29 protein-coding genes and 3 pseudogenes are annotated in these 26985 nt (G+C 69.3%); 13 read left to right on the top strand and 19 right to left on the bottom strand.

The annotated features are described in order from the left end of the window. Positions 1 to 10 precede the first annotated feature (10 nt). A complete protein-coding gene (paaK, locus tag AB0E98_RS16055) occupies positions 11 to 1324 on the bottom strand; it encodes a phenylacetate--CoA ligase PaaK (RefSeq protein ID WP_361702616.1) in 1314 nt (437 codons plus the stop codon). Between the two features lie 242 nt (positions 1325 to 1566). Between paaK and AB0E98_RS16050 the strand changes: the two genes are divergently transcribed. After that, the gene (locus AB0E98_RS16050; protein WP_361702614.1) at positions 1567 to 1890 is read left to right on the top strand and encodes an ATP-binding protein; all 324 of its coding nucleotides are present in this window, start codon (positions 1567 to 1569) and stop codon (positions 1888 to 1890) included. 35 nt (positions 1891 to 1925) lie between these two features. Here AB0E98_RS16050 and AB0E98_RS16045 read toward each other — a convergent pair. Together AB0E98_RS16045 and AB0E98_RS16040 are read right to left on the bottom strand one after the other, a co-directional pair. Further along, positions 1926 to 2060: pseudogene (locus AB0E98_RS16045) on the bottom strand (dTDP-4-dehydrorhamnose reductase); the annotation flags it as partial. A gap of 284 nt (positions 2061 to 2344) precedes the next feature. After that, positions 2345 to 3178, bottom strand: a complete 834-nt coding sequence (locus AB0E98_RS16040; RefSeq protein ID WP_361702612.1) for a helix-turn-helix transcriptional regulator — start codon at positions 3176 to 3178, stop codon at positions 2345 to 2347. Positions 3179 to 3295: 117 nt separating this feature from the next. On the opposite strand from AB0E98_RS16040, the gene AB0E98_RS16035 reads away from it, so the two are divergent. The 9 genes from AB0E98_RS16035 (at position 3296) to AB0E98_RS15995 (ending at position 11269) form a co-directional block, all read left to right on the top strand. After that, positions 3296 to 4360, top strand: a complete 1065-nt coding sequence (locus tag AB0E98_RS16035; RefSeq protein WP_361702610.1) for an aldo/keto reductase — start codon at positions 3296 to 3298, stop codon at positions 4358 to 4360. A gap of 107 nt (positions 4361 to 4467) precedes the next feature. Continuing rightward, a complete protein-coding gene (locus AB0E98_RS16030) occupies positions 4468 to 4863 on the top strand; it encodes a transposase (RefSeq protein ID WP_361702609.1) in 396 nt (131 codons plus the stop codon). Between the two features lie 220 nt (positions 4864 to 5083). Further along, positions 5084 to 6163: a site-specific integrase gene (locus tag AB0E98_RS16025; RefSeq protein WP_361702607.1), complete on the top strand. Its 1080-nt coding sequence runs from the start codon at positions 5084 to 5086 to the stop codon at positions 6161 to 6163. Next, positions 6160 to 6486, top strand: a complete 327-nt coding sequence (locus AB0E98_RS16020) for a helix-turn-helix transcriptional regulator (protein ID WP_361702606.1) — start codon at positions 6160 to 6162, stop codon at positions 6484 to 6486. Before AB0E98_RS16025 ends, AB0E98_RS16020 begins: the two co-directional genes overlap by 4 nt. A gap of 27 nt (positions 6487 to 6513) precedes the next feature. After that, positions 6514 to 8106 carry a hypothetical protein gene (locus AB0E98_RS16015; RefSeq protein ID WP_361702604.1) on the top strand — a complete coding sequence of 531 codons (1593 nt, stop codon included), beginning with the start codon at positions 6514 to 6516 and terminating at the stop codon, positions 8104 to 8106. A 165-nt stretch (positions 8107 to 8271) separates the two neighbouring features. Beyond that, positions 8272 to 8592: a hypothetical protein gene (locus AB0E98_RS16010; RefSeq protein WP_361702602.1), complete on the top strand. Its 321-nt coding sequence runs from the start codon at positions 8272 to 8274 to the stop codon at positions 8590 to 8592. Further along, on the top strand, positions 8583 to 8741 hold the full coding sequence (locus tag AB0E98_RS16005) for a hypothetical protein (protein WP_361702601.1): 159 nt from the start codon (positions 8583 to 8585) through the stop codon (positions 8739 to 8741). The genes AB0E98_RS16010 and AB0E98_RS16005 overlap by 10 nt, the downstream gene beginning before the upstream one ends. Before the next feature lie 714 nt (positions 8742 to 9455). Continuing rightward, positions 9456 to 10052, top strand: coding sequence for an RICIN domain-containing protein (locus tag AB0E98_RS16000; protein WP_361702600.1), 597 nt, complete (start codon positions 9456 to 9458; stop codon positions 10050 to 10052). A gap of 479 nt (positions 10053 to 10531) precedes the next feature. Next, entirely contained in the window at positions 10532 to 11269 is a 738-nt protein-coding gene (locus tag AB0E98_RS15995) for a dienelactone hydrolase family protein (RefSeq protein WP_361702599.1), read from the top strand. Positions 11270 to 12078: 809 nt separating this feature from the next. On the opposite strand, the gene AB0E98_RS15990 is transcribed toward AB0E98_RS15995, so the two are convergent. After that, on the bottom strand, positions 12079 to 12684 hold the full coding sequence (locus tag AB0E98_RS15990) for a hypothetical protein (RefSeq protein ID WP_361702597.1): 606 nt from the start codon (positions 12682 to 12684) through the stop codon (positions 12079 to 12081). Positions 12685 to 12954: 270 nt separating this feature from the next. Here AB0E98_RS15990 and AB0E98_RS15985 point away from each other — a divergent pair, with 270 nt between their 5' ends. Continuing rightward, positions 12955 to 13269 (top strand): DciA family protein, encoded by a 315-nt coding sequence (locus tag AB0E98_RS15985; RefSeq protein WP_361702595.1) that lies wholly within the window; start codon positions 12955 to 12957, stop codon positions 13267 to 13269. Here the strand turns inward: AB0E98_RS15985 and AB0E98_RS15980 are convergent. The 5 genes and pseudogenes from AB0E98_RS15980 to AB0E98_RS15960 form a co-directional block, all read right to left on the bottom strand. Next, a pseudogene (locus AB0E98_RS15980) lies at positions 13268 to 13606 on the bottom strand (transposase family protein); the annotation flags it as partial. The gene AB0E98_RS15985 and the pseudogene AB0E98_RS15980 overlap by 2 nt on opposite strands. Before the next feature lie 441 nt (positions 13607 to 14047). Further along, positions 14048 to 14905, bottom strand: a complete 858-nt coding sequence (locus AB0E98_RS15975; protein WP_361702593.1) for a MerR family transcriptional regulator — start codon at positions 14903 to 14905, stop codon at positions 14048 to 14050. Positions 14906 to 15127: 222 nt separating this feature from the next. Further along, positions 15128 to 15580: a hypothetical protein gene (locus tag AB0E98_RS15970; protein WP_361702592.1), complete on the bottom strand. Its 453-nt coding sequence runs from the start codon at positions 15578 to 15580 to the stop codon at positions 15128 to 15130. A gap of 158 nt (positions 15581 to 15738) precedes the next feature. Then, positions 15739 to 15942 (bottom strand): annotated as a pseudogene (locus AB0E98_RS15965) (IS5/IS1182 family transposase); the annotation flags it as partial. A 31-nt stretch (positions 15943 to 15973) separates the two neighbouring features. Then, a complete protein-coding gene (locus AB0E98_RS15960) occupies positions 15974 to 16810 on the bottom strand; it encodes an alpha/beta fold hydrolase (protein ID WP_361702590.1) in 837 nt (278 codons plus the stop codon). Between AB0E98_RS15960 and AB0E98_RS15955 the strand changes: the two genes are divergently transcribed. Further along, positions 16809 to 16943, top strand: a complete 135-nt coding sequence (locus tag AB0E98_RS15955) for a hypothetical protein (protein ID WP_361702589.1) — start codon at positions 16809 to 16811, stop codon at positions 16941 to 16943. The genes AB0E98_RS15960 and AB0E98_RS15955 overlap by 2 nt on opposite strands. A gap of 461 nt (positions 16944 to 17404) precedes the next feature. Here AB0E98_RS15955 and AB0E98_RS15950 read toward each other — a convergent pair whose 3' ends face one another. The 3 genes from AB0E98_RS15950 to AB0E98_RS15940 are packed head-to-tail and all read right to left on the bottom strand — an operon-like array spanning position 17405 to position 19268. Then, positions 17405 to 18214: a hypothetical protein gene (locus tag AB0E98_RS15950; protein ID WP_361702587.1), complete on the bottom strand. Its 810-nt coding sequence runs from the start codon at positions 18212 to 18214 to the stop codon at positions 17405 to 17407. Continuing rightward, the gene (locus tag AB0E98_RS15945; protein ID WP_361702586.1) at positions 18211 to 19050 is read right to left on the bottom strand and encodes a sigma-70 family RNA polymerase sigma factor; all 840 of its coding nucleotides are present in this window, start codon (positions 19048 to 19050) and stop codon (positions 18211 to 18213) included. Before AB0E98_RS15945 ends, AB0E98_RS15950 begins: the two co-directional genes overlap by 4 nt. After that, entirely contained in the window at positions 19047 to 19268 is a 222-nt protein-coding gene (locus tag AB0E98_RS15940) for a hypothetical protein (RefSeq protein ID WP_361702584.1), read from the bottom strand. Before AB0E98_RS15940 ends, AB0E98_RS15945 begins: the two co-directional genes overlap by 4 nt. Positions 19269 to 19904: 636 nt before the next feature. Between AB0E98_RS15940 and AB0E98_RS15935 the strand changes: the two genes are divergently transcribed. Then, complete coding sequence (locus AB0E98_RS15935; protein ID WP_361702583.1) at positions 19905 to 20633, top strand: NUDIX domain-containing protein; 729 nt, start codon at positions 19905 to 19907, stop codon at positions 20631 to 20633. 2 nt (positions 20634 to 20635) lie between these two features. Here AB0E98_RS15935 and AB0E98_RS15930 read toward each other — a convergent pair whose 3' ends face one another. The 7 genes from AB0E98_RS15930 to AB0E98_RS15900 form a co-directional block, all read right to left on the bottom strand. Continuing rightward, complete coding sequence (locus AB0E98_RS15930; RefSeq protein ID WP_361702581.1) at positions 20636 to 20836, bottom strand: hypothetical protein; 201 nt, start codon at positions 20834 to 20836, stop codon at positions 20636 to 20638. Between the two features lie 181 nt (positions 20837 to 21017). Beyond that, positions 21018 to 21872: a hypothetical protein gene (locus AB0E98_RS15925; RefSeq protein WP_361702579.1), complete on the bottom strand. Its 855-nt coding sequence runs from the start codon at positions 21870 to 21872 to the stop codon at positions 21018 to 21020. Beyond that, entirely contained in the window at positions 21859 to 22215 is a 357-nt protein-coding gene (locus AB0E98_RS15920; RefSeq protein WP_361702578.1) for a hypothetical protein, read from the bottom strand. Before AB0E98_RS15920 ends, AB0E98_RS15925 begins: the two co-directional genes overlap by 14 nt. 65 nt (positions 22216 to 22280) lie before the next feature. Next, positions 22281 to 23294, bottom strand: a complete 1014-nt coding sequence (locus AB0E98_RS15915; protein WP_361702576.1) for an NAD(P)H-dependent glycerol-3-phosphate dehydrogenase — start codon at positions 23292 to 23294, stop codon at positions 22281 to 22283. Beyond that, complete coding sequence (locus AB0E98_RS15910) at positions 23291 to 24187, bottom strand: class I SAM-dependent methyltransferase (protein ID WP_361702574.1); 897 nt, start codon at positions 24185 to 24187, stop codon at positions 23291 to 23293. The genes AB0E98_RS15915 and AB0E98_RS15910 overlap by 4 nt, the downstream gene beginning before the upstream one ends. Next, positions 24184 to 25332 (bottom strand): YcaO-like family protein, encoded by a 1149-nt coding sequence (locus tag AB0E98_RS15905; protein WP_361702572.1) that lies wholly within the window; start codon positions 25330 to 25332, stop codon positions 24184 to 24186. Before AB0E98_RS15905 ends, AB0E98_RS15910 begins: the two co-directional genes overlap by 4 nt. Then, entirely contained in the window at positions 25319 to 26575 is a 1257-nt protein-coding gene (locus AB0E98_RS15900; RefSeq protein WP_361702570.1) for a TfuA-like protein, read from the bottom strand. The genes AB0E98_RS15905 and AB0E98_RS15900 overlap by 14 nt, the downstream gene beginning before the upstream one ends. Positions 26576 to 26985: the final 410 nt, after the last annotated feature.

Genomic DNA, 26985 nt, shown 5'->3' with positions numbered 1-26985 from the left:
CTCCGCAGCGTCACTTGGGGCGTTCGTCGGCGATCCGTTTGAGCTTGCCCAGGGACCGTTCCAGGGTCTCGGGATCCACGATCTCGATGCCCGCCGTCACTCCGATGTCGTCCCTGATCCGCCGCTCCAGCTCAGCGGCGGCCGCGGCGCGCCGCTCCGGGGGCGCGTCCGGCCGTGCCTCGGCGCGGACCGTCAGCCGGTCCAGCCGGCCTTCGCGCGTCAGCCGCAGCTGGAAGTGGGGTGCGACTCCGGCGATATTCAGCACGATCTCCTCGATCTGCGAGGGGAAGAGATTGACCCCGCGCAGCACGATCATGTCGTCGCAGCGGCCGGTGATCCGCTCCATGCGCCGGAAGGCGGGCCGGGCGGTGCCCGGCAGCAGCCGGGTGAGGTCGCGGGTGCGGTAGCGGACGAGGGGCATGGCCTCCTTGGTGAGCGAGGTGAGGACCAGCTCCCCGTGGGCGCCGTCGGGCAGGGGCTCGCCGGTGACCGGGTCGACGATCTCCGGATAGAAGTGGTCCTCCCACAGATGCGGGCCGTCCTTGGTCTCCACGCACTCCTGTGCGACGCCGGGGCCGATCACCTCGGAGAGCCCGTAGATGTCGACGGCGTCGATCGCGAAGCGCTCCTCGATCTCGCGGCGCATCTCCTCGGTCCAGGGCTCGGCGCCGAAGACGCCGACGCGGAGGCTGGTGCTCCGGGGGTCGATGCCCTGGCGCTCGAACTCGTCGAGCAGCGTGAGCATGTACGAGGGGGTCACCATGATGACCTCGGGGCGCAGGTCGTGGATCAGCCGGACCTGGCGGGCGGTCATGCCGCCGGAGGCGGGGACGACCGTACAGCCGAGCCGCTCGGCCCCGTAGTGGGCGCCGAGCCCGCCGGTGAACAGACCGTAACCGTAGGCCACATGGACCGTGTCACCGGGCCGGACGCCGGCCGCGCGGAGGGAACGGGCCACCACGTCCGCCCAGACGTCCAGATCGCGCTCGGTGTAGCCGACGACGGTCGGGGTGCCCGTCGTACCGCTGGACGCGTGCAACCGCCGGATCCGCGACCGGTCGACCGCGAACATGCCGAACGGGTACTGCGCGCGCAGATCCGCCTTGGTGGTGAAGGGGAAGCGGGCGAGATCGGCCGGCGTCCGGCAGTCCTCCGGGCGCAGCCCGGCGGCGTCGAACGCCTGCCGGTAGAAGGGGACGTTGTCGTAGACATGCTGGAGCATGGCGCGCAGGCGCTCCCGCTGGAGCGCCTCCAGCTCCCCGCGCGACATCCGCTCCGCCACGTCCCACGTGTCCGCCCGTGAATGCGCACGCGCGTCCGTCATCGTCTCCCCCTGCCCCGTCGCGACCCCGAGTGCCCGACCGATCGTTCGGTAGATTCGATGGGATCAAGTATCCAGGGTCACGGCCGGGAGTCAAGGGTGCGGTGCGGCGCGGACGAAAGGTTGACCAGGGGCGGCTAGAGGTGCCAGTAGTCCTTGCTGGGGCACCGGGCTCCTTTTTGCTTCCTGCTCCGGCAGTCCTGCGGCTCCACCTCCGCCCGGCCAGGTGAACTCCACCCGAACCGGTGGCACGGGCCCGAATCGCCCACCGCCACGCACGCACCGCCGTCGTCCTGGACGTCACCGACGACGGTGGAACACGCACCATCACCATCCACAACGACGGCACGCCTCTGCCCCCGGACGAGTACGAGCACGTCTTCGAGCGGTTCATCCGCCTCGATGAGGCCCGCACCCGCGACGCAGGCGGCAGCGGCCTCGGACTCGCCATCGCCCGCGACATCGCCGAGCGCCACCACGGCACCCTCACGGCCCGCTCCGACCACCCCCACCCCGGCACCACCTTCATCCTGATCCTCCCCACCCCATACGCCCCGGGCATCCAATGAACCCGGACATTCCGGGGCGCCAGGTTGGTGCCGGGCTCGCGCACCGCCTGCTCATGGACGGAGCCCCCGTCCCCGATGATCAGCGAGGTGCGGGCGACAACAGCCTCTGGATACACCGCGAGAACCCCGGTCTCCGCGGCCGCCTTCGCTGCTCCGTACGGGGTGACGGGGCAGCGACGGCGTAGTTCTGCTGGCGGGGGTGGGGTAGAGGCGTTCGTGCTCGCGGGCGGGTGTCCGCGAAGTTCCTTCACGCGGGCCCCCGTGGGAGCCCTGCACGGTCGCGGGCCGCAACCTGTACCTGGGGCGGAATCCCGCTTCCGTCACTCCTCGCCGTGGAGGTCCGCAAAGTCCTGCCCTGACCTCGTTATAGGGCAGGGCTGTTTTCCGGGTTGGCGAATCCAAAGACCACGCCGGAATGACGGTTCGACTCCGTGCGCGAGTAGACCGTTCGACATCACCGTGCGCACAACCGGTCCAATGCCGACTGGCTCTCGTCATCCGCGGCACGGAAGATCAACAACCGCTGATCCGGATCTTGAAGCGGCATAAGCACTTCGAAATGTAACGAGATCACACCGACGCCAGGATGCCGCATCACCTTGTGCCCGCGGCCGTTGACCATGACGTTCCGCTCGGCCCACAATCGCGCGAATTCCTCGTCACGAGTGATGAATTCGGCAATGAGATCGGTCAACGCCCGATCCTCCGGATGTGCGGCCCATGCGGCGCGCAGGTGGGCGATTCCCTCCCGCACGACGCGTTCCCGGTCGACGTAGAACTCGCGTATCTCCGGATGCAGCAGGCACAGCCACATCGCATTGCGCTGCGACGGCGGCAGGGTGTCGAAATCCAGTAGCAGCCTCGTCATTTCGCGGTTCCAGGCCAGGATGTCGTAGCGGTGGTTCATCAGCATCGCCGGCAGCGGCGACAGGTCGGCGACCAGCCGGGCCAGTGGCGGCGCCGCAGTGGTGGCAGGCTTGTCAGCGTTGCGGGGGCGCTGCTGGGCCATGCCGAAGAGATAGGCGCGTTCGACGGGGGCCAGGCGCAGCGCTCGGGCCAGTGCCTCCACCACGTCCGCGGAGGGCCGTATCCCGCGCCCCTGTTCCAGCCGCACGATGTAGTCGACGCTGACCCCGGCCAGTTCAGCGACCTCTTCGCGGCGCAGTCCCGGGGTCCGCCGGGTCTGCCGACGCGAAGGCAGACCGAAATCGCCGGGGTCCAGCCGCTCGCGCCGGGTTCGCAGGAACGCGGCCAGCTCCTGTGTCGTGTCCACGCTTTGGGTCGTCATGTTCGTTCCAACAGCCAGGGTAGGACCGGCGTTCCCAGGAAGCTCTTTCCCTTACCTCCGGCTCGCGACGGTCGCAGCCTGGTTCTCGACAACGGATCACGAGCACGGGAGGACACGATGTCGCTCACCCTCGACACTTACCGGCTGCTGGGCCGCTCAGGGCTGCGGGTCTCACCGCTGGCGTTGGGCGCGGCGACCTTCGGCACCGATTGGGGCTGGGGCGCCGAGCAGGACGAGGCACGCCAACTGTTCGACCTCTACGTCGAGCGCGGCGGCAACTTCATCGACACCGCCAGCACCTACACCAACGGCAGCTCCGAGCGCATGCTGGGCGAATTCAGCCGCGGCAAGCGCGAAAGTCTGGTGCTGGCAACGAAATACACGACGCTGCGCCGGCCCGGCGACCCGAATTCCGGGGGAAGCCACCGCAAGAGTCTGTTCGCTTCGGTGGAAGCGAGTCTGCGACAGCTCGATACGGACTACATCGATCTGCTCTACCTGCACGTGTGGGATTTCACGACACCGGTCGAGGAGATCCTGCGCGGCATGGACGATCTGGTCCGGCAGGGCAAGATCTTGTACGTGGCGATCTGCAACGCCCCTGCCTGGCAGGTGTCGCGTATGCAGGCGATCGCCGACCTACGCGGCTGGTCACCACTGGTCGCGCTTCAGATCGAGTACAGCCTGATCGAGCGTACCGGGGAACGTGACCTGATCCCCATGGCACGCGAGATGGGGCTGGGTGTGATTCCGTATTCACCTCTGGCCGGCGGGGTACTCACCGGCAAGTACGGCCGCGACGACCTGACCGCGACGAACGTCGCATCCGCCGACGGCACCCGCAAGAGCTTCAACCTCGCCTTGGGCGCGCTCACCGAACGCAACCTTGCCATTGCCGATGTCGTGAAGGAGGTCGCAACGGAGCTGGGCCGCACACCCGCCCAGGTCGGGCTGGCCTGGACCCTGCGGAATCCGAACGTGACGGCACCGATCACCGGCGCCCGCACCCCCGCGCAGCTGGAGGACAATCTGGGTGCCCTGGAGGTCGACTTCACCGCCGCCCAACTGGCCCGCCTCGACGAGGTCAGCACGATGGGACTCGGCTTCCCGCACGACATGCTCGCCAGTGACCACATCCGCAATGTGACCGCAGGTGACCTGAAGATCGAAACCCGCCGCTGATACCCGAACGAGCGTCCAGGGCGGCACAACCGCGGCTCACGTGGCGATCTCGGAATGGCCAAGGGTCGGTTGTGTGAGCGGATCCTGGCCGTGGGTGATCATGTTCTGTGGGATGCGGTGATCTGACGAACGCCCAGTGGGTCAGACTGGCGCCGCTGTTGCCCAAGGACATGAAGCCGGGCCGTCCGCCGAATTGGACGCGGCGGCAGCTGATCGACGGCATACGGTGGCGGGCCCGGGCCGCGACTCCCTGGCGTGATGTCCTTGAGCGGCACGGTCCGTGGGATCGGGTCTGCGACCTGTTCCGGCGCCGGCAACGCAATGGCACCTGGGCCGGGAACGTCACCCGTCCTCAAGCGCAGGCGGACGGCCCGTCAGGTGCCGCCAGCGACGATCCGGGCTTAGCGCACGATCCGGCATGGATGTTCCTCAACCCCCGGGAGGTTCGTGGGTTGAGAGAAACTGAAGGTTGTTCACCGCAAACCCACGGGTGGATCTCCTGATTCTGGCGGTTGGGCCCACAGGTTCGTGGTCAACCCGCTGGGCCGGACTGTGCGACATCCCGTGAGTTCCCCTGAGTCCCGCTGAGCGCCTGGCTCTGTGGCCAGGGGGTTCTTCCTCCTTCGAGTGCTCCGCAGCCTTGTGAGGTAACTTCGGGATTCTTGAAGCGTTCTCACCTTGTCCGACCGATCCGCAGTCGGGCCGAAGGCGAGGAGGCTCGGGTTGGCGGCGCTGGCAGTCGTACGGGACCTGCGTGAGCACTGGGCGCCCGCGTCGGCGGAGGAGCTGGAGCGGTTCGAGACCGACGTGCTGTCCGGGTTCGTCATCGTGTGGGCCTCGGCAGGACTGGCGGACGGCACCATCCGCGGGGACGTCGGGCACCTGGACCAGATCCGCACCTGGTTCGGCCGGCCCTTGTGGGACATGGAGCCCGCCGACGCCGACGCGTACTTCGGGAAGGTGCTGCGGAACTCGCCCAGTGGCACCAGGCTGGCCCGGTCGCAGGCGCTGACCACGTACTTCATGTTCCTGGAGCTGCGGCACAAGGTCGAGCTCCACCGGTTGACCGGCCGGGTCATCGAGTGCCCGATCGACGAGATGAACCGGCCGCGCGGCGCCAAGGACGCCCAGCTGCGGATTCCGCCGACCGAGCCGGAGGTCGGGACGCTGTTCACCGGCTGGGGCGGCGAGCTGGCCACCTGCCGCAAGTTCGCCCCGACCGCCCGGAACTACACCGCGGCGAAGCTGATGTCCCAGGTCGGCCTGCGGGTCAGCGAGGCATGCAAGCTCGACCTGGCCGACATCAAGTGGAACCTCGGCCGTTTCGGCAAGCTCCACGTCCGCCACGGCAAGGGCGCCCGTGGATCGGGCCCGCGCGAGCGGATGGTGCCGCTGATCAACGGCGCTGACCGCACGCTGCGGTGGTTCATCGAGGATGTCTGGGGCCAGTTCGACGACGATCACGCCCGCCCCGGAGCCCCGCTGTTCCCCTCCGAGCGCAAGAACACCGACGGCTCCGCCCGCCGGGTCGGCGACGATGCCCTGCGCAACGGACTCGACAACGCGGTCGAGGCTCATCTTCCCAGCTGGACAGGCAAGTTAACGCCGCATGTCCTGCGGCATTTCTGCGCGTCGCAGCTCTATGGGAACGGGCTGGACTTGCTCGCAATTCAGGAGGTTTTGGGGCATTCCTGGATCGCCACGACGATGCGATACGTCCACGTCCAGCAGACCCGGGTCGAGGACGCCTGGGTCGCCGGGACCGAGCGGGCCGCGAAGCGGCTGGAAGGGCTGATCCGATGAAGTGGAACCTGCGGCTGACGGCCGCGAACAAGGGTATCTGGAAGGCATCCGAGCTCCAACGGAGCCTGGCCGAGCACGGGTTGGTGATCTCGGCCGGGAAGATGTCCGGATTGTGGTCCGGCCAGCCGGTCTCCCTCAAGCTCGACGACCTGGACGTCGTCTGCGTCGTCCTCGGCTGCCAGATCGGCGACCTGCTGATCCCCGAGCCGGACAAGGTCACCCGCCCCGGCGAGGAGACGGGCCAGCAGGCCGCCACCGCGTCCGGTCCGGCCCCGGCGGTGGTCCCGCGCCGGCGGGACGGCCGGTCGCTGCCGCCGATGTGACCCGGCGGGAGGGGGGACGAGAAGGCCGTGCTGGAACCTCAAAGCTGCTCGAACTGCCTGGCCTGGGGCCTGCTGTTCATGCGGTGTTGCGGAGGCTGCAACTCCTTCGCCCGCCCCGGCCCGCACGCGCCGTGCACCGGCTGCCGCCAACACGGCCCGCTGCGGAAGGGCTACTGCCGCCTGTGCTGGCACCAAGCGCGTACGGACGCCGCGGCCACCGGCGCGAAGGCGGAGTCGCTGCTGCCCGAACTGCGGTATCACCAGCTGTTCTTCGCTCATACGGCGCCGTTGTGGGAACGAGTCCCGCGGCCGCGGCAGCCCCAGTACGAGCACCGCGGACGACCCCGCACGCCCGCCCCGCCTCCGGCATCACCACCCGGCGGCTGGCTCCAGCCCGCCCTGTTCCCGGTCTGCCGCGACCTCACGCGCATCGACCCCGACCAGTACGAGGGTCCGGACAACCCGTGGCTGGCCTGGGCCCGCCATAGCGCCCACCGCCTCGGCGAGGCCCGCAGCTGGCCCCGCAAGACCCGTCTCGGCGTGGACAAGGCCCTGATCATTTTGATGTCCCGGCATATCGGCGGGGACGTCGTGCGCTATTCCGAACTCCACCCGGCCCTGCGGCCCCGTCGGCTGAACATGGAGCTGACCATCGAGGTCCTCGACCAGATCGGCGTATTCCTCGACGACCGGACGCCGTCGTTCGAGACGTGGCTGGAGCGCAAGCTCGACGGCATCGCCCCCGGGATCCGTCGCGATGTCGAGCACTGGGCCCGGCTCCTGCACGACGGTGGCCCCCGGTCCCGGGCCCGCGACGAGAACACGGTCTGGAACTACCTCAACCGCATCCGCCCCCTCCTGATGGAATGGTCCTCCCGCCACGACCACCTGCGCGAAGTGACCCGTGACGACGTCCTGGCCCACCTCGACACCCTCCACGGCTGGCGGCGCCAGCACACGCTCACCGTGCTGCGTTCTCTGTTCGGCCGGGCGAAGAAGAACGGCACCATCTTCAAGAGCCCGACCAGCCGCATCCGCGTCGGCCAGCGCGAGCACGGCATCGTCCAGCCCCTGGAGCCCAAACACATCGAGAACTCGGTCGCCGCGGTCACCAAGCCGGCGGACCGTCTGGTCCTCGCCCTCGCCGCCGTGCACGCCGCACGTTCCGGTGCCATCCGCCGCCTCCAGCTCGACGACCTCGACATCGGCAACCGGAAACTGACGGTCGACGGCCGTACCCGACGGCTGGACGACCTCACGCTGCATGTCGCCCGCGAGTGGCTGGAGTTCCGGTGCCGCCGCTGGCCCGACACGGCCAACCCGCACCTGCTGATCAACAAGATCACCGCTCTCGGGGCCGGCCCGGTCAGCCAGGTCTCTCTCACCGCACCCCTTCGCGGCCAAGCCGCCACCCTGGAACAGCTCCGCGTCGACCGGCAGCTCGAAGAAGCACTCGTGCACGGCCCTGACGAACTCCACCTCGCGGAGGTCTTCGGCCTGGACGAGAAGACCGCGATCCGGTACGCGAACTCCGCCCGCGCTCTCCTGAAGCGGCCGCTGGAGAACCACCCCGCGACTTCACCACGAACCAGGGTCTCGCCGGTATTGCTCCAGGATTGAACGCCAAGGGCTTGCCACAGGTCGCGCACTGCGCGCGGTAGAGGACGGCGGCCGGCCCGAGGGTGTCGGCCGGGCGGGCGCGCAGGCGCTGGCCCTCGATAACGGCGACGAGTTCTGCCCAAGGGGCCGGGCAGGTGCAGGCGGACAGTAGCGCCCCGTCAACCGGTGCGGTTATACGTCGCTCCCGTCCTGGGGCGGGTCGTCGAGGTCGGTGACCCGCCACTCGCGGAGCTTGAGGCCGGTGGTGCGCTGGACGGCGGCGACTTTCGGCTGAACTGGCTGTCCAAGGGGGCGACCGGGGATTCGGCGAACGCGGTGAAGGCCGAGCTGGGCAAGCTGGTGTTCCTGCGCGGCCTGGACGCCCGCACCCTCGACCTGGCCGGTCTGCCCGCGGAGCGGCGCCGGTTCCTGGCCACGGTCGGACGCCGTTTGACCGCGCAGTCGCTGGACAGGGGGAGCCGCAGCGGCGTCATCCGATGCTGCTGACGGTGCTCGCGCAGTCCGCCACCGACGTACTGGATGAGGTCATCAGCCTGTTCGGCCAGGCCGTCTCCGCACGGGAGAGCCGTGCCCGCCACAAGATGCGCGACACCCTCGCCGCCCGTGCCGGCGCGGGCCTGGCTGGCCGCAAATGACCGGGTTCATCCTCCGATTGAAGGGGAGCCCTCAATCCCTGCTTGCCCGAGCGAGCCTCACCAGTGCTGCAATGGCAGCCGGCGCCACGAGCAACCCGGCTATGCCCATCGCCACCAACGAGTGCGAGGTCCCCTGCCCTCGACTGCTGTCCGTATCATCCATAGCCACCCAGACTCCCGCAGCCACAATCACCAGGACCGACACCCCCAGCACAAACGCAGACAGACCCCGGCGTCCAGAACGGGAACGTATCGGAACCAGCGCGACCACAAACCAACCCACCACCAGAACCAGCAGTGAAACCGAGCCGCCCATGAGCCCCCCAAACCCTTTGACCAGTAGGGAAGTTGACCATCTCATTGGCGCCACTCAATGTCACCCCCCTACACGACAGTCATAACCAGGAGAAGAGGCGTAACAGGGGTACAGGGCGCCGAATGCGGGTGATCACCCCGACTGCGCCGCATGGCCCACCGGCGGGGGGTCGCGTCTGCGCTCACCCGAACGGCTCCCCGATCGCCGACCAGGGCGTACCGACGACCGGTAGACCGGCGCCTGGTTCACCGCCTGGAAACCGGTGTCGGAGAGCGCAAGACCGGACTGCCAGCCAATAGGCGTGTGCCAGTCGGACATTTCTTCGGCTCTCTCTTCCCTGTGCCGTGCCTGGCGCGCGACAGTCTGGACTCGACTCACGCGTCCAGGGAGGATGGCCAGTGAAGAGATTCGTGGTGCTCATCACCTGTTGTGCGGCGGCCCTGGCGGCGCTCCCGCCGGTCGGCGCTTCTGCGACTTCACGGCACGGAGCCCAGGCACACTCCGAGGGAAGCGAGATCTCCTTCGCAGAGTTCGTGGCCCGCTTCGGCCCCAAGGACCCCATGGCGCAAGCACGCATCCTCGCGGGCGGTTTCACTATCCGCAACCGGTACTCCAAAAAGTGTCTCGACGCTGACCCTGGGCAGTCCTGGGACGGAGGCCAGGTCTATCTGTGGGACTGCAACGGCACGGAGTGGCAGAAGTGGACCTTCACGAGCCAGGACGACAGGAATGCCGTGCACGCCTATGACGGTCGGGTCCTCGACGCCGTACTGAACGACACCAACGGCAGCGCCATCACCCGATACCGCTGGAGGGGCTGGTCCGATGGTGGTGACTGGAACCAGCAGTGGAAGTTCTATACCTCGGGTGAGATCAAGAGTGCCTGGAACAGGCGCTGCCTCGACGGTGACCCCGCCCAGAAGGACAGCAAACCTCAGCGGACGTGGCTGTGGGACTGCAACGGCGAGGACTGGCAGAAGTGGGATCTCGACTAAGTGTTGAGCGAGCCTTCGGTTGCTCTGCTGGAGCTTGATAGCTGGATGCCTGGTTTGCGAGCTTGATGGCTGTGGGGAATGTGGGCAACCCGAGAGATACTCAACAGACACGGGCTGCCAATCTGCGGCCACGGCCACAAGGCACAACCCCCGCCCACTCGTTGATCGAATCGATACTCAGCGTTGGCCAAAGCCCTTTGCGTTCAATCCTGGAGCAATACCGGCGAGACCCCGAACCCACGGGTCCACCCCCTAACATCGGGGCATCGGACCCTTGGGTTCCCGCTGAAGTACCTTCAGTTTTCACGAACTCGCGGGGGTCTCGGGGTGTGACCGAGATGCGCGCCAAAGGGGCAACGGGATGATCTTGAAGCCCTGAGCGCCGGGCCCGTCCCGTATTTCAGAGGGACACCCGTGCTGTTCTGCCAGCGGCAGAACACCGGCCGGACCGGGCTCGACGATCACTACAGTCCAGTCTCATGACGAAGATTACGACGCGTACGGTCGAGTACCCGGCCGACGGTTTGACGATGATCGGGCACCTCGCGCTCCCGGCTGGTGCCGACCGCCGGCCTGCGGTGCTGCTCGGGCCAGAGGGCATGGGGCTCAGCGACGTCGAGCGCCGCCGGGCCGATGCTCTCGCCGAGCTGGGATATGTAGCGCTGGCCTTCGACCTTCATGGCGGGCGCTATTTGGGCGACCCCGAGGAGATGCTGGCCCGTTGCCTGCCGCTGCTCGCCGATCCCGACCGGATGCGGGAGATCGGCCATGCGGCGCTCGACGTGTTGCGCACCGAGCCCCGGACCGACCCCGACCGGATCGCCGCCGTCGGCTACGGCACCGGGGGCGCCGTCGGGCTGGAACTCGGGCGCGGCGGCGTCAACCTGCGCGTGATCGGGACAGTCAACGCACTGACCACGGGCCGACCGGGCGAGGCGGCGCGCATTCGCTGCCCGGTGTGGGCCGGGGTCGGGTCGGAAGACCCGATCATGCCGCCCGCGCAACGGAACGCGTTCACCGCCGAGATGCAGGCCGCGGGCGTCGACTGGCGCCTCGCGGTCTACGGCGGAGCCTTGCATGCCTTCCACCATCCGCCGGTCGACCACCCCGTGGTCCCCGGCGTCGGCTACCACCGACAGCACGCGCAGCGAGCCTGGCGCGACGTCGTCGACCTGCTCGCCGAGTGCCTGCCCGTGACGGAGGACCTGGGGGCATAACCCAGGCAAACATGCTGGTGCCAGGCCTGGTCGGCGTCGCGCACTGACAGCCTCCTCCCCTCAAGCCTTCACAGCAGACCCATATTCGAAGTTGCACGATCGCGGAGATGTATTCCCAACTACCGCAGTAAATACCGGATTTGCTGCGCCGGAGCCCTGGCCGTGATCGTCGCGACCTGCGGCGGACCGTTCCGGCTTCCAGGGCGAGATGTATGCATTTACTGCGGCGTTACTGTGCTGACCACGCGTAAAGCCGCATCAGGATCTACTCATTGCCCCCTCCACGGGAGTCTGCGGGAAAGGCGCTGGCCACGGGCGGAGATGACAGCTGACATCGCAGTCGTCGGCTGCGGGTGGGTGCCTTCCGTTCTCGGGTTCCGGCAACTTCTGACCGGTCGAGGCACCGAGAAGCTTCCTTGACGGAACCAGCGGGGGCCGCGAAATAGTCTGATGCAGAACGTTGCGACGGCGCTCGATAGCCGTCTTGTGGGTGACGATCTTCGCGCGGAGGCGGGTCTCGACTTCGAAGGTGCCGGACCGGTCTTTGACCCGTTCGTAGAACTCGTTCTTCAGCGCCGCCGCGGCCGGCCCGTGAGGCTTTCGACAGTGGAACGCTGACGACCCCGAGGGCGAGGATGTGCGCTACGCGTCCGTCGGCCAGCTGTCCCTCACCTACTGGGTGAACAGGCCCCTGCGTCGCACTTCCGCCCTGAACATCAGCTGGCTCGGACAGTCACCCGGCGGCAACGCCCCGGCTCCGGCATTGCGGCTGCCGGAGCCGATTCGCATCGTGGCTACAGTCGTCCCACTCAGGCGTTGCCCCACGCCTCGAAGAATCGCTTGCGGTCGTCCTCTGCCTGGTGCAGCCGTCGGCTGGCGAGCAGAACATGCCAGGCAGTGGTCTCGGCGTCACGCAGCCACAACTGCCCGAGGTAGTGGCCACCTGCTACGGGCGCGTCATGGGCCAGCGCGTTGCCGATCACCTTGGCTACCGCGTCGCGCTGCTGGTCGTTGAGCCCTGCCAGAAAGCAGAGCACACGGCTGGCAATGCCCCCTTCGTTCCCCCCGGCCAGACGATCGAAGAACGGACCGCCCATGTTGCCGGGGACGATGTACAGAGCGGCATTGCCTCCCGCATCCTTCAGCGCGCCCCAGAACTCATCGCCTTCGGGCGCGCCTGGTAGGGGGAGGGCGGCGAAGAGGTCGGCCAGATGACCGTTGGCTGCTTGGTTGTACGAGACGTCACAGGCTGCCGCAGAAGCAATGTGCGCGACGTGCTCGGTGTTCAGCCCTCCGTCCTCTGGCCAGTCCAGTGGGGTGTTGAGCTGCTGGACGAGGTGCCGGGCCAGCTCACTATCGACGTCAAGGAATCGCCGGATAATCACAAGTTCCCCCAGGTCGGTGCCAGTTGGCATACAAAGGCGGCTCTCTTTGCGTGCCAGTCTGCCGAACTGGGGAGTGACCCGCTGGGGTGTGCGGAAAACGTCCGGAAAATCTTCATACCGACGCCAGGCCGTTTGTCCAGATTGAAGCGGTGTGCTGTGAAGTGAAGCCTGCACGCCGTCCTCCCGTGTGCCCTGGACCGGCCCGTCGGAGCGGCGCTGCGCCGGGCCCGGGCGGAACGGGCTGCCCTTCTGCCTGCCGGAGCATCCCTGCCGCTGCGCCGCGCGACGTGCAGCAGGGCGGTGTGGCGCTGCGACCGTGCCTGGCCCCGAAAGGGCAAGGTGCGGCCGGACCGGACGGCGCGGCAGGACGGGCGCGAGCCGACGGGGCTCGCAGCAGCGCTCGGCGCGCTGGTCGAGCGAGCGTGGGAGCTCCCGGCCGTCGGCGCGACGCTTCGGGAGCGATGGGCGGTCATCGCCCCGGATCTGGCCGGGCACGGCGCGGCCGTCGGCTTCGACGCGGACTCCGGCCGGCTGACCGTGTGCCCGGAATCGTCCGCCTGGGCGACGAGGGTCCGCCTGGAGCAGGCCCGCGTCATCAAGGCCGCCAACACCTGATCCGGCGGCGCCGCAGTTCCCGGCGTACGGCCTTGGAGTCGTCCGCCTTGTCGCCCAGGACGCAGTCGGGGCGCCGCCGCGGTCGGCCGGGCCGTCCCGCGATGGGCGCGATGCCGTCCACCAGGTTGAGGGTCTGGGTGATGTCGTTGACGTTGGCGACGGTGTTGTCGTGGGCGCGGCCGGGCCGGGCGGCGGATATCCAGATCAGGCGGCCCCGCTCGTCGGTGAGGGCGAGGAAGCGCAGGCCATAGTGGCGATGTTTGCCGGAGTAGTTCTTGCGGTCGGCCTTCCCGGTGCGGCGCCGGGTGGGGATGAGGGTGCCGTCAATCAGGACCACCTCCCCACCCTGCCGGGCGATCTTCTTGCACGCGCGGTCCAGGCGCGGGGCCTGTGCGGCGAGCAGTCCGATCGCCTCGCCTCGCCTCGCCGCGCCGGCGTCGGACGGTGGACTCGGAGATGTTGTTGCCGCCGGCCATGTCGGCCAGGCGCTGGTCGTGGCGCAGTACGGCCAGGACGATCACCGCGGTCTTCCCGGGCGGCAGGATCCGCCACCGGGACCGGACAGCCTTCAGACGGCGCCGCAGCAGACCGGCGAGGTGGTTGACGGTGCGCGTGGACAGCGGCAGTCGGCACCGGTAGACAAGCGGGCAGGTGCCCTCGGCGTGCTCTTCGGCTCTCTTCGCACAGTGCCCAACGGCCGCCGGGGGAACCGTGGCTACGTTCGTGCTGCACCATTTCGGGCTGCTCTTGTCGGGCTCGCCCTGAGCGCCGGTGCCAGTCAGCAGGTCCGTGGGGTGTCGCCGTCCTGATCGGCCGAGTGAAGCAGTTCGATGACACGTTCCTCGTACCGGACGCGGGCCGGGGAGAAGTCGTACGGCATCTTGCCGATGGCCTCCATCGTGCTCATCCTCGCCTCGCCTTCCTCCTCGTCGGCGTGCTCGTCCTCCTGGTCCAGGAGGTCGTCGAGGGCCTCGTCCAGGCCGGATCTGTCGATGGTGGCTCCCAAGGCGGTCTCATGTGCACACCGCTGGGCAGCCAGGTCTTCGATGCGGGGGTCGCCGGGGGACATGGTGTCGTCCAGGGCCGTCTCGGCCTCGGCCAGGCGGTCTTCCTCGGCCCGCAGCTCGGGGTGGGTGGCCAGGACGATGAACCGGCCGGCCTGGACGGCGGCGCCCAGGGGGCCGAAGACGCGCTCCGTGACCAGAAGGGTATCGAGATCGGCCGGGCGCAGGGCTCCGGGCGGCAGATCGCGCAGGCGGCCACTGACCAGCGGTGAGAGCAGGCCCAGAGGGCTGCCCACCTCGCGGAGACGGTGCACGGCGGCCCGCTGGGCTTCGATGGCGGCCGCCTTGGAGGCGAGGGACTCCTCCAGCCGGGCCAGGGACTGCTCGATGCCGGTGGCGCCCTCAAAGCCGGCCCGGATGTCGTCCAGGGAGATACCCGCATCAGCCATCTTGCGGATCCACAGCAGGCGGATCATGTCGCCGTATCCGTAGCGGCGGCGGTCGTCGCTGCCGCGTTCCGGTTCGGCGAGGAGCCCGATGGCGTGGTAGTGGCGGATGGCGCGGGGAGTGGTCCCGGCGAACGCGGCGGCATCGCCGATCTTGACCCGGCGGGGAATCGCAGGAAGGGGCATGCGAGGGAACCTCTCAGTGTCGTGCTCGCCGCCTACTGGACCACATGCCGCTACGGCACGTGCAAACCCCGCTGCCGTAGGCGCGCCCCGTGCTCCCGCACCACCAAGGGGCGTACGGATCGCTGCACGGGCAGAGAAAACGTCCCGGATGAGCAGACTTGGGAACAGAGCAGGGGTGGGGGATTCAGTTAATGAGTGCCATCAGGGCGGCAGCGTCCCTGGTCACAGGCGAGTGGTGAACCGGCCGTCGGGCAGTTTCCGAAGCAGGCCGCGATCGGCCGGCCTGACCAGCTTCCCGCGCGACGGCTCCAGTCTGGCCCGCACGCTGACGTCCACCCCCAGCACCTCGCCGACCTGCCGGGCCATGACCGGCCCGGCAGCCTCCCGCACGACGGCCAGGATGCGCTGGTAGTCCGGCGGGAGCATGGTCTCCTCCACACCGGACGTGCGGTGCGGGATCATCATCACCGCCCGGCCGCCCACCTGCCCGGGCGTCGGCCCGGCTAAGGCCCGCTCCTCGGCAAGCTGCTCGCTCATTCGCTCAAGAACCTTCTCGGCGACGGCGAGTTCGTCGCGCTCAGCCCGGACCTCCGCCAGCTGGTTGGCCAGCTGTTCTTCGAGTTCGTCCAGTTCCGCACGCCGCGCGGTGATCCGGTCCAGCAGCTCGGGATCCATACACCGGATCGTTAAAGGCCGTCCGCCCGCCGCGAGCAGGAGCCGGCAAGCCGCCCGCTGGCGGACGACCTACAGCGCAGACTCCCGCCCACGACCAGTGCAAGCGCCCCGGAACACGGTCACACCAGCCCTGCTGACCAGCGATTTTCAAGTTGGCGGAGGCTCAGTGGGGTGCCCTTGCCGTCGCAGAACAAGTGGTGCTTGCTGCCCGTCTTCCTCCGGTCGACCGGCGACGGACCGGTTGCGGCGCCCCCCTTCGCGCGGACGTGGGAGCCGTCCACGCACGCGCGGGACCAGTCGAGTTCGCCGGCCGCATTCAGCCTGGTGAGCAGGATGCGATGCAGCTTCTTGAAGACTCCGGCCTATCGGCCACGGCGGACCTTCGGGCCGGAATCAGAAGGCGGGAGCCCTCGGCACACAAGGAGCCGCCGGGGCTGAGGGGTCCATGGCCCGTTTGACCAATCCGATCGCACGCGGGCTGTACGACATGCTCAGGTGGGCGGAGAAGTCGACGAAGCAGCCCTCCTGCAAGGTGATGTTCCGCACCGTTGCCCCGGGGCCCGCTGTCATGAACGTGCTCTGCCAGGGGGTGGTGATCTCGTCGTACTTCGTGCCGATCACGGTGTAGTCGATCCCGGGAACGGTGTCCCCGCCGGTGTTGAGCTCCTTGATGAAGTCGGATTTCTCGTACTGCTGGACGCCCGCCTTCCCGAGGGGCTTCGCCCCGGCCTCCAGTATGTGGAGCTTGTCGGCGAGGGTCTCGATGCCGCTCATGGTGGTGCCGTGGTTGGTCGCGCCGAGTTGGACGACCTTCTTGACCTTGTTCTTCGAGGGGTCGGCCGGGTTCGCGCCTCCGTCGGCCTTGAGATACCAGCGGGACAGGGTCCCGCCCTGGGAGTGGCCGACAAGGTCCACCTGGCCGGAGCCGCTGGCAGCGAGCACCTTGTCCACGAAGGCGGCCAGTTCCTTGGAGGACTTCTTGATGTCTCCGTAACCCTTGACGGTGGGAGCGAGAGCCACTCCGGCGTCGTCGGTGTCGCCGAAGTCGAGGGCGTAGACGCAGTAGCCCTGGGCCTTCAACTCGGGGGACATCCGGGCCCAGTTGTTGTAGCGGTTCTCGTAGGTGCCGTGTACCAGGACGACCGGACGTGGGTGGGCGGCGCTGGGACGGCAGTTCCAGTCGTTGGCGCCCGGCGGATCGATGTCGAGGCGGAGGATGGAATAGACCATGGCGGGAAAGAAATTGTCCTGCGCCGGGCCGGTCTCCGCCGCCGCGGACGTGGAGGTGGCCAAGACCGTCGCCGCGGCGACGGCACAGACGGCGGTGACGTATCTGGGTATGTGCAAGACGGCTCCTGAGTAGTGCGGAACTCGGACCACGCGCGATATTTCCCATGAGTGCCGACCGCGGAGGGAACCCCGGGTGACCTCCCCCGACGTCCCCACCGGATGACGCCCCCCGGATCTGGTACCGCCCGAGGAGGACCCCGGACCGTCGGCCGCGTGTCCCCGGGGCGACCTCCGGGACCTCGGTGTGCACATCAAAGCGGGAAACTCTAAAGGGAGGGAAGCACAGGCGCGTACTCACACCCCGCGAACAGCCGGATCATCACACCAATCACACCCAGCCATCACATCTCTGCAAGATCGTGTTACGAGCTCTAGGTATCACTGCGAGGCGGTCGGCGCCGGGCGGGAACCCGTTTGGCGGGCCCCGCCGGATGAGTTCGCAGTCACACCGTGTTCTCTGGTGGCTGGGTCACAGCACCGTGACCCAGCCACCAGACAATGGTCGACCTGGGGGCGCGATACAGCAGGCCGTCTTCAGTGGGTCGCGGCCTCGCCTACCTGCCGGTGGGCCCGTAGCGGGGCTCGGGGGGTTGCTCGCCGTAGGCCGAGGCGGTCGTGGGGATGGGCTGGGAGATCGCTGGGTCGGTCGGTGGCAGTGTCCAGCAAGGCGCGGATCTCGCGGGCGAACTGGGGACCGGGCAAAGGCAGCTCGCTGTCGGGTTCACGGAGGTAGCCGATGGCTACGGCGGTGGGCATGTAGTTCATGAGTTCACCGACCACGGCGGAGCGTACGCGGGTGGTGTGCCCGGCGAGACGGCGCAGGACGCGCAGGATCGTGGTGGTGGAAGCCTCGTCGTCGTGCCGCAGTACGACGGGCTTGCCCTCCCAGTGGATGGTGGTGCCCACGGCGCCGGTGGGGGGCTTCACGTCGTCGGTCTGGTTGTGCCACCAGAGTGCGGTGTGGGTCTCGCCACGGGCGAGATGGTGGAGGTAGAGGCAGTATGCGGCGGCGGGCTGGCCGGCGCCGGCGGCGTATTGCCACCAGAACCGGGCGACGTCGCCGGTGTCGGTCAGTTGCAGGACGCAGGCCAGCACGAGGGCGCTGCTGGGTTCGGGGACCTGGTCGGTGATGAAGGCGGCAACCGCGGTGGCGGGGGTGTGGGTGACCAGGGTTTCGCACAGGGCGCGCAGGTCCTTGGCCGCGGACGTGTTCGGCGTCGCGCCCGGCGTGACGGGCGACCGGGTGGGTGGTTCGGCTTCACGGGGTGGGACGGTGTCGCGGGGCACAGGGCGGCGGTGGCGGACGAGCAGTGCCCTGGCCAGGATGTCTTCGAGCGGTGTCATGAGGCGGGTCCTCCGGTGTGGGGCGGTTGCTCGATGGTGTCGGCCAGGAAGCGTTCAGCATGGCGCTCGTCGGACCGTACGGCGGCTATCGGGATGCCGAGGAGGTCGGAGACCTTCTCGGGGCTGAACCCGCACAGGTATCGCAGCACCACGACGTCGAGCTGGGCGGCCGGCAGTCTGCTGATCGCGGCGAACAGCTCCAGGCTCTCGGCCAGCTGGGCCGCCTGTCCTTCCAGGGAGGTCTGCGCGCTCAAGGCGACGGTGCCGAAGGCGGCCTCGCCCAGCACGGGCCGCTGGTCGCGGTGGTCGGCCTTGGCCTGGACGGTGGCGCGCAGGATGTTCCAGGCGTAGCGGCGGATGTCCGGGCTGGCGAGGGCGTCGTCGAAGGAGAGCCAGAGGATGGCGAAGGTGTCCTCCACCGCGGCGTCAAGTGCCTCGTCGTGCAGGAAGGCCCCGGCGTAGAGGCGGTAGCACTCTTCCACCATGGTGCGCAGGGCGCCGTGTTCCAGGGGTGGTCCGGGCCGGGCGGTGGCCAGGGCGATGACGCCTTCGGTGGACCGCTCTACCCAGTCCCGACTTTTGCCGGCGTCCAGAGCCGCCCAGCGCGGGTAGTGGCCCACGCCGCGCAGCAGCTCGGAGAGCTTGGACTTGGCCAGCGGAACGCGGATGCTCAGGTCGCTGAGGGTGTGACCGCTGGCGAGGTAGTGGTCGCGGGTCGGCTCCAGCCAGGCACGATGGGAACTGCCGACGGTGGAGGTGATGGGGCCGAGCTTGCGGCCGGGGCGGACCGGGCCCGGCTCGGAGGCCGGGCCCGGTGCGTTGATCGACGTCGTCACGGGGCGTCGTCCTCCTTGTCAGGCACCGCCGCCACACGGTGCCCGGAGGCTGACGAGGCCCGCGGGGGAAACCCGCGCAGGACCTGGGTCACGGTCAGGCCCAGGACGGGGGCCAGTGATGCAATCAGTGCCACGTGCCCCATCGCCGCCATCGCTGTGCTCCAGCCGAACACCATCGTGGCCAGCACCAAGGGCAGCGCTACTTTCCTGGTGTCCATCACTCTCCTTTGTGTCATGCCGCAGCCATCCGGAGCCGCATCAACAGGAAGATCCCCTGTCAACCTGCGGGTGCCGAGCCGTGGTTGAGGGGAGCATCAGCATGGACCGACCATGACCCGCTACGCCATGTGATCAAGGAATCACGGAACTTTAGAGTCCGTTGGGTGCCAGGTCAGCGCCCGGAAAGAACCGTTCCTGCACGGGCGCAAGCACGTCGGGAAGGTCGCACGGGTGAAGTTCCCGATTTTCCTTGCAATCCCACCGTAGACCCCTGTCATATGGAGGCAGGACACCTTGGTGTCGCCCTTCCATCCGGAAGAGGCTCGGCCCCCGTGCCGAGAATGAAGGGGGCGCGCGCCGCCCGTTCCCGCCCGGCCTGAGTTGGAGGCCGGGCGGGAACGGAGCACCCCTTCACAGGGGAAGACGACCGTAGCGCAGGGCACTGACACTGACGCCTGCACCGGACACTCCACCGACGACAGGTCCCGGACCGCACGTTCTGTTACTCCGGCCGCCCCGGACAAGATGCCCGTCCCAGCCGTTCCTCCGCCTGATCCGGGCTATTCACCGGGCCGCCCGGACTGGTGGCCGTCTCCCCTATGCTGAGCTGGGTGACCGGGACGTTGCCTTCGGGCATGAAGCTCTTCGATGTTCACCGCCTTCACCTGACCGAATGCGCAGCGCCCGTGCTGTCCGCGGAGCTTGAAGCGGCGCGGGACCGGACGTGGGAGATGGCGGTTGCGGCCAATCCGGCGCTGTTCGATGGGCCGGTGGTGGCCTGTGCGGGGCTCCGGTGGGAGGAGCCGGGCACGTTGTTCCTGCGCTGGGCCGCGGTGACGTACCGCCACTATGCCCTGCGCCGTGTTCCCGGCGGTGGGGCGTTGCCGTCGTTGTTCGTGAACGCGATCCAGCCGACGGACGATGGCAGGGTCGTCGTGGCGAGGATGTCGCCGGCGACGGCTGCGCCTGGCCGATGGCAGCTGCCGGGCGGCTCGGTAGAGCCACCCCGGGACGGCGAGGTGCTCGATGAGGGGGCGTTGAGCGGGAAGGCGGCGCGGGAACTGGCCGAGGAAGTCGGGGTGGAGGTCAAGCCGGACGAGCTACGGCTGTGGGCGGCCAGTCGGGGCGGGAACCTCAGCGTCGGCCTGACCTACCTCGCTCCCGCCCTGCCCGAGGCCGAGCTGAGCAGCAGATTCACTGCGGTGGCAGCGGCCGAGCGCGCAGCGGGTCGTGAACCGGAGCTCGCTGAGATCGCGTTCGTGCGCTCCCCGCATGAGTTGGTCGGCCTGACGGGGCCGCACGCGGACTACGTGGAACCCGTCGTCCGCCGGTACACCGAGACCTCGCTGGGCCCCGGCGTCTGAATTCAGGTGCTGGTGAGGAAGTCGCGGCCGTGCTGGTCGAGCTCGGCCCCGCAGCGCAGGCCGCGGGCCCGGAAGCGGGCAAGATCGCTGCGCATGCGGGAGACCGCTTTGCGGGTGCGGACGGAGCGGACGCTCTGCATGTGGTCGATCGCCTGGTGCCAGGTGACGCATGCCTGTTCGATGTTGCCGCGCTTGAGGTGCATCTCGGCACCGGCGACGAGGTCCAGGGCGACGATCCGCGCGGAGGTGTCGGCGGTGAGAGGGTGCCGTGGACGAGGCCGGTTCGGTCAAGTCGTGCCGGGTGGGCGGGAGCAGCGTGTCGAGTAGGGCCGGTGCGGTCGGGGGCGTGCCAGGCGACGAGAACGTGGTCGAGGCGAGGAACGGTCAGGCCACGAATGCGAAGTAGGTGCCGAGTGTGAGGCCGGAGAAGGTCAGGAGCTGTCGGGGTTTGAGGCAGCTGAAAGCGACGTGCATGCCGATGCCGGCGGCGACGGCGTACGGCATCGTCTGCGGGATGAGTAGCGCGGGGGGCAGCGCGATCTCCGCCGTGATGACGGTGGTCGCGATCAGGCGCCAGAGGCGCACGTCCCGGTCGGTGAGGTTGCCCATGTGGCGACGGACGATCCGGGGGACGGCGTACTGGCGCCGGTAGGGGAGCTGGTCCTTGACCTGGGTGTAGACGTGGATCCACTGGGCGAGGTAGAGGCCGGTGCGGAATTGGGGAGAGCGGAGTTTCTGCCAGGCGCTGTTCCAGTAGATGTCGGTAGTAATCAGTACGAGGAGGCACTGTGCCCAGGTGTTCGCCGTGCTCAGGCCGTGCTCGACGTGCAGGCCGTGCCCGAGGTCCCCAGCAAGCAGGAGGGAGGCGCCGGTCAGCAGGGTGTAGCGGATGGCGTTGGGGCTTTTGAGGTAGAGCAGTTCCATGGCGGCTCCGGCCAGGACCGGAAGGAGCGCTAGCCGGGGGGCGAGGCCGCACGCGAGGGCGAGGGCGGCGGCCGTACGGACAATCAGCGCGGGCCGGTAGAGGGTGATCAGGAGGCGGGCCCGGGCGGGGCCGAGGCGCTGCTCAGCAAGGTGGGCGCTGATCGAGGTGGCGGCGAAGCGCTCCCAGCCGCCCTGGCCGAAGGCGAGGGCGAAGCGCAGGGTGAGCACGGTGCCGAAGGTGATCCGGAACCATTGGAGTTGTCCGGGGGCGGTAGGGTGCTGGAAGCCGGAGGCGAAGGCGTCAAAGAACCACATGGCTGTCCCTCACCTTGACGGGCTGCTCACCGCAAGCCGACAGGACGCGGCCGTCACCGTCGATCCGGGTGTACCGGCCGCTGTGGGTGAGGTGGTTGATGATCGTCTGGAGTTGGGGCGGGCCGAGGATGAAACTTCCTGGGGAGAGGTGGTCGTAGACGTTCACGGGCTCGGCGCGCCCGTCTTTGGTGGTGCCGGTGAGCGTGATGATCGTGAAGTTGGCCCGGCAGAACATCTTCCAGCGCAGCCAGCGGCCGGGCAGGCGGGTGAAGCCGGTGATCATCCACGTGACGAGACCGATGGTGATGGCGATCTGGACAACGGCCAGCACGGATGCGTGCATGGGGAGGGCCTCCGGGGCGGGAGGTGATGTTGACGGGTGGGCGCCCCGCCGCAGGGCGCTGGGGGTCAGCGCTCGGGCTTGGGGGGCCGCCGCATCAGCGTGGCCGCGGCCTCGTCGAGGGTGACCTTCTCGTGCAGCAGGTCGGAGATCACTTCCGTGATGGGCATCTCAACGCCGTGTGTGTGCGCCAGGGCGAGGATCGCCTGGGCGGACTTTACGCCTTCGGTGGTCTGCCGGGTGGCGGCCGTCGCCTGCTCGATGCTCAGGCCCCGGCCGAGGTGGGTGCCGAAAGTGCGGTTGCGGGAGAGCGGGGAGGAGCAAGTGGCCACCAGGTCCCCCAGGCCGGACAGGCCGGCGAGGGTGGCCGGGTAGGCGCCCAGGGCCGTGGCCAGGCGGGTGGTCTCCGCCAAGCCTCGGGTGATGAGCATGGCCGCGGTGTTGTGGCCCAGGCCCATGCCGGTGGCGATGCCGACCGCGAGGGCGATGACGTTCTTCACCGCACCGCCCAGCTCACAGCCGGTCACGTCCGTGCTGGTGTACGGGCGGAAGTAGGGGGTGCGGCAGGCCTGCTGGAAGCGGTGGGCGGTGTCCGCGTCGGGGCAGGCGATGGTGGCGGCGGCGGGCTGACCGGTGATGATCTCGCGCGCCAGGTTCGGTCCGGACAGCACCGCCACCCGGTCCGCGCTCACGCCGGTCACCTCGGTGATGATCTGGCTCGCCCGCAGACCGCTGCTCTGCTCGATGCCCTTCATCAGCGACACGATCACGGTGCCTGGTTCGATGTGCGGCGCCCAGGCGGCGAGGTTGGCCCGCAGGGTCTGCGCGGGGATGGAGAGCACCAGGAAGTCCGCTCCCGCCAGCGCGGCGGCCGCCTCGGTGGTCGCGGTCAGGGCGTCGGGCAACTCGATGTCCGGGAAGTAGCCGGGGTTGCGGTGACATGTGTTGATCGCGTCGACGATCTCGCCACGTCGGGCGTGCACGATGACGTCGGTGCCGGCGTCGGCCAGGACCTTGGCGAGGGCGGTACCCCAGGATCCGGCCGAGAACACCGTCGCACGGAGGGAACGGTGCTGGCTCACTGTGGGGTCCTCTCGCCGACAGCAGGGCCGTCGCCGAGGCGGCGGCCGGGCGACGGCATCCTAGCGGCCACGCCCGGCCCGTCGGGACCTTCCGATGGGCGTCGCAGGGTCAGCAGGACCGCGCGACGGCCCGGCAACGTGGGCAGCACCTCGTGCGCTTCGCGCAGCATGTTCTGCGTCTGGGCCTCGCCCAGCTCGTGCCGGAGCTCGTCGCCGTGGGCGATCCACAACCGGTAGAGCCGCTCCCACATCGCGGGCTCGGCCGGGCGCTCGTCCACGTGCTCCACCGCGAGGCCGGCGACGCGGGCCTGTTCGTGCCAGGCGGGGTCCGCGGCCCGCCGCCCGGCCCGGGTCAGGACCAGCCGGCCGCCCGGGGCCAGGACACACCCGAGCTCGCGCACCGCCGCCTCCCGGTCGGCGGCGCGCCCGAGGGCGTCCACGCACACGATGCCGTGGGCGTGGCGATCGGGCAGGCCAGTGTTCTCCAGCTCGGCGACGCGGAAGACGGCCCGGTCGGCGGACATACCGAAGCGGGATCGGTGGTCGTTGGCCTGGGCGACGGCGACCGGGGAGAGGTCGAAGCCCTCCAGGCGGAGGGCCAGGGCGCGGGCCAGCCACAGGCCGATGCCACCGGTGCCGCAGCCCGCGTCCACCAGGAGCTGACCCGGGCGCATCCTCAGCCGCGCGGTCATCAGCGCCAGCAGGGGCCAGTCGCACGAGCTGGAGGAGGCGACCTCGGCCGGGTAGTCCTCCCCCATCGCCGCGGCGTACAGCCGGGAGACCAGATCGGTGCGGGCGCGGGCGGCGTGGAAGGCGTCGTACTGCGCTGAACGCCCCTGCACGGGTGCGGGCGCGGGCGGCACGCAGGGGGCCGCCGTGGTGGTCGAGTTCATCGGGGCATCACCCTCCTGATCCGTGAACGGGTACCCGGGCATACGACCTGCACGGCATGCACGGGGCTGGCCGGGTCCGACAGATCCAGGGCCACTGGCTGGTGCCCGGTGACGTGTGCGACCCGTCGTGCCACGTCCCTGGCCTGCTGGGCGAAGCCGCCACCGGCCCCATCGAAGTGGTCTGTCGCCTCCGGCCACGGCGTGAGCCCGGTGGTCCGCGCCGGGCGGAAGGGCGGGATGTCGAAGCTGGCGGGGTCGCTGGGGAGATCGTCCCGGGTCCCGGCGATGACGGTCAGCCGGGACTGCGCGGCCTCGGTCAGCGCCCGGGACAGCGCGATCGCCGGGTTGCTGTGGCAGCCGCCGCCGGCGAAGACGACCGGGTGGTCATCCGACCACAGGTAGACCACGCACACCGGCAACCCGTACGGGCCATCCACCAGCGCGATCTCCAATGCCATGCCCGCGGCCACCAGCCGGTCGATCACCTCCCGGCCATGGGGGTCATCGACCGTGGCAGGCGCGATGAGCGTGCGCCGTCGGCCGTCCAACTGCCCGTCCTGGTAGAGCACGTCCCGCTCGACGACCTCGAACAGCGCGTGCACCAGTGCCTCGTCGCGGGTATTCCCGCACGCCAGGCCGGTGCTGGTCGCGCGCAGCAGATCCGGGCTCCACTCGGGCCGCTGCGCCCGGCGGCGGACCAGATCGACCGGCAGCAGCACCTTCTCCCCGCTCAGCAGGGCGGTACCGGGCGTCCACTCCCACACCACCCGGGCCAGGGTGTGCCCGGGGTAGGGAACGGTCAGCGGCAGCGCGGCCACGGGGCAGTCGGGGGCGACGTCGGCGGCCGGGCCGCAGGCCGCGACGGGCAGCGGCTGCTCGACGTGCCACAGCTCAATCGCCTCCATCACCGCCGACAGCTTCGCCAGCAGATCGGTGGCGCCTTTGCCCTGAGAGGTACTCAGGGTCCGCGAGGCGGGCCGGATCGCCGTCCAGACCGGCAGGCCGACGCAGTCCAGGCCGGTCAGGTCGGCGACCCGGGTGATGCCGTAGTCCAGCAGATACCCGGCCACCGCCTGCCACGTCTGCTCGGGGGTCCGGGCACGCACCGTGCCCGGCAGCGCCACCAGGTCGTCAACGCCCGTCACAGGTCGCCTCCGTCCGATCGGTCGTCCCGTCCAGCTCGTCCAGGAGCCCGGGAACGAGCCGCTTGGCCGCCGCGACGGCGCGCGCCTCACTGACCAGCCCGCGCGCGGACGCCTCCGCGTCGAAGTGCCGCTCAGGGCACTGCCATATCCGCAGCAGGAGCCGGCGGGTGAGGTCGTCGCGCACCGCCGCGGTCGAGAATCCGGGCCGGCTGCGGCGCTCCCTCGCGAGGGCGTCCGCGTACCGGGCGACCGCCTGGCGGTCCAGCTCGCTCTCATCTGCCAATAGCAGGGCCACGGTCGTCTCGTCCCGCAGGTCGACCATCGGGTGGAACACACGGTCGGCGGGCAGGCCACCGCCGGTGACCTGGGCCAGCCGCTCCGCCAGCGGCAGACCCAGACCGCCGTCGGATGGATGCAGGGAGCGGTGCTCGAGGTAGGCCACCCACGTCTTGCGGAACGCGGGGTCGAACACCTGCTGGTAGACGAGCCGGTCCTCGGCGAACAGCTCGAGCCCGTCCACGCGGTCGCGGGCAAAGGCATTGGACCATCGCCTGAAGTACGTCGACTCCCACACGGACGGCGACGGCCGGAAGACAGCCCGCGGCGCCCGGCCACTGAACGCGGTGCGCACGGCCGCGAGGGCGTCGGCGCGCTTGAGGTCGCCGAAGTGCCGGTCCTGCTCACGCCGCTCGGCCAGCCATGTGGCGAACTCCGTCTCGCCCTGGCGTCGGCAGGCGGCCCGCACGGCGGCCGTGGTGCGCTGCGGATAGTAGACCGCACGCAGCACCGTCAGCAGCCCGGCGGCCCGCTCGCCGTTGAGCACCCCGGCCGAAACGGCCAGCTGAAGAACGTGCCGGAGGTTGACCACCGGCCAGGTCAGCGCCTCCCACTGCCCGTCAGGGGCCTGCCCGACGGCCACCTCATCGTCGCCGACGGTATCCCCACGGGCGTAGGCGGCATAGATGCTGCCGACCCCGAGCACCCCGAACGCCGCCAACTCCGCTGCCCGCAGCGCACCGATGCTCGCCGCCCCGATCACCACAACCCCCCGGCCCATCGCCGCCAGGATCTCCTTGTGACGCAGCGCCGACGCCTGGTGATACACCCCGTCGATGATCACTGCGGTGTCGCCACCGCGGATTACGTCGGCGAACAGGTCCCCATGCCGCACCGGTGGCCACACCCGCACACCCGGCACGGCCAGCTGCGGCTCGGGCCGCGACAGCGTCGGCCCAACGAACACATGAATCACTGCGACCTCCAGACGGTCACGTACGAAGGGCGCCCCTCCCCGCCCAACGCGACCGGCGTGAGGGGAGGGGCGCCCAGGTCAGGACGTACGAGAGAGGGCTACTCCTCGTCCTCCACGTCGGTCGCGATCACCACGGCCCCGGTGATCTCCTCGGTCTTCTCCACGGGCCCCGAGGAGCTGATGGCGACGCCGGACTTGGACTGCTCCATGGTCTTCTCCTTCTGTTGCTCGATCGGACGGTGCGAGCCGACTGCCCGTACCGGTGGTGCCACGGGCCCCGGGAGATTCCCCGACAGGTCCGTACTGCCCGCCCCTGGCCTGGAGCGGGAAGCCTGGTATTCATCAGCCGGCCGTGGCGTCGGAGACGCTCACCGACGCCACGGCCGGGGTAGTAGGGGATG

It is taken from the genome of Streptomyces sp. NPDC037389 (assembly GCF_040636475.1).
GTDB classification, from domain to species: Bacteria; Actinomycetota; Actinomycetes; order Streptomycetales; family Streptomycetaceae; genus Streptomyces; species Streptomyces hesseae.
The sequence above is the reverse complement of the archived record's forward strand: the minus strand, read 5'-3'. Positions and strand labels throughout refer to the sequence as shown.